Annotated in this window: 2 protein-coding genes; both read left to right on the top strand. The window is 75.1% G+C overall.

Going from position 1 to position 1,859, the window contains the following annotated elements:
* A partial coding sequence (gene tap / locus ACFWGD_RS13210; RefSeq protein ID WP_377779145.1) for a telomere-associated protein Tap occupies positions 1–1,631 on the top strand: 1,631 nt, incomplete at its 5' end.
* A 9-nt stretch (positions 1,632–1,640) separates the two neighbouring features.
* Positions 1,641–1,859, top strand: a 219-nt coding sequence (tpg, locus tag ACFWGD_RS13205; protein ID WP_377779144.1) for a telomere-protecting terminal protein Tpg, incomplete at its 3' end; no start/stop codon positions are given.

The raw sequence follows: 1,859 nt of genomic DNA, 5'->3' as shown, positions 1-1,859 counted from the left end.
CCGGCCGCGCCCACGCCGCCGGCGGGGTGGTCCTGGAGTACCCCGCCGGCGGTCTCCCCGCCCTCATCGCCTGGGCCCTCGGCCCCGCCGCCGACCTCCGCTCCCCCCGCCTCCACCGCAACGGCAAGGACGGCGACCCCCTCCTCGTCCTCACCCCAGCGGCCACCGAGGCACTCGGCCTCCCCCTGGTCCTGGAGGACCGCCGCGGGCTGCGCCTCCCCGACGACCACCCCGTCGTCCGCCTGCTCACCAAGGCCAAGTGGCAGCTGACCCGCCGCGGCTTCGGCCCCTGGGCCCGCGTCTACCGGCCCGCCACCCCCACCACCGGCCGCCAGTGCGTCCAGCTCGCGGTGCTGCCCTGGGGTGCGCTCGACCCCCGCGCCTGGGGTGAGGACACCGCCGAACTCCCCGCCCCGGAACTGGCCGAGCTCCTCACCTCGTACGCCACCCGGGTGCTCACCCCCCGCGGCTCCACGGCCGTCTCCGGCCTGGAGCTGATGACCTCCCTGCGTCCGCCCACCCGCGCCGCCCGCGACGAGACCACCGGCGCCTGGGTCTCGGCCCCCGTCCCCGGCTCCCTCACCCGCCCCGTCGACCCCGCTCCCCCGGAGGCCCCCGACGAGCACCCGGTGGTCGCGGCCCTCTACCCCCGCGCCCACCAGCGCACCCCGGACCAGGTCCTCGACGAGGAGGCGTACGACTGGATCCGCGACCCGCAGCTCCTGAGCGACGCCGAGTGCGCCCGTACCCACGCGGTCGGGATCGACGTGAACATGGCCTTCGCGGCGGCGGCCAACCGGCTGGTCGTCGGCATCGGGCCCGCCGTCCACACCGGCCGTCCGCGCTTCGACCCGAAGACTCCCGGCTGCTGGCTGGCGGACCTCTCGGACCTCGCGCTCGACCCGCGGCTGCCCAGCCCCTTCACCCCGCACGGCCGGGCCCCGGCCGGCCCCGCCTGGTACGCGACCCCGACCCTCGCCTACGCCCAGGAACTCGGCCACCCCGTCCAGCCGACCGAGGCCTGGCTGCGCCCCGACAGCGGGCCGTACCTCGACGCCTGGTACACCCGCCTGCGCGACGCGTACATGGCGACGATGGCGGAGCTCGGCGTGCACCCCGGGCTCACCGAGGCCGAGTTCCTCACCGCGATGGCGCACCACAAGCAGCACGATCCGGCCCAGGCCGCGGTGCTGTCCGCGATCAAGTCCACCGTCAAGGGCGGCATCGGCAAGCTCCGCGAACGCCCGCAGGGCGCCGGCTACCGGCCGGGCGAGCCCTGGCCCGCGCTCGAACGCCCCACCTGGCGGCCCGACATCCGGGCCGCGGTCATCGCCACGGCCCGGGTCAACATGCACCGCAAGATGCGCAAGCTGGCCGACGCGGGGGAGTACCCCATCGCCGTCCTCTCCGACTGCGCGGTCTACCTGTCCGACGGGCCGGGCCCGCTCGACTTCCTGCCCCGCACCCCCGACGGCAAGCCGCTGCCCGGCGGCTTCCGCCTAGGTGTCAGCCCCGGCATGGTCAAGCACGAGGGCACCCAGCCCCTGCTCTGGGCCGTGCAGATGCTCGACGAACGCCACAACCCCGCCCGGCACATCAAGGGCCACGACGCCGCGGCCGACGGAGAGTAGCAACCACCCATGCCCGAGATCAGCGACAGCCTCGAACGCGCCGACGAGCAGCACTTCACCCGTCCGATCCCCAAGTCCGCGGGCGCCCAGGTGCGTTTCCTGGTGAAGCAGCTCAAGTCCACCAAGGCCGTGGCGGACCTCCTCGCCATCTCCCGGCGCACGGTCGAGCGCTATGTGAAGGACCAGATCAAGCAGCCCAAGCCGGCGCTCGCCACCCGCCTCGCGACC

It is taken from the genome of Corynebacterium sp. NPDC060344, assembly GCF_042725215.1.
Lineage (GTDB): Bacteria > Actinomycetota > Actinomycetes > Mycobacteriales > Mycobacteriaceae > Corynebacterium.
Note: the sequence above shows the minus strand (reverse complement) of the source record. Positions and strands in the feature narration are given on the sequence as shown.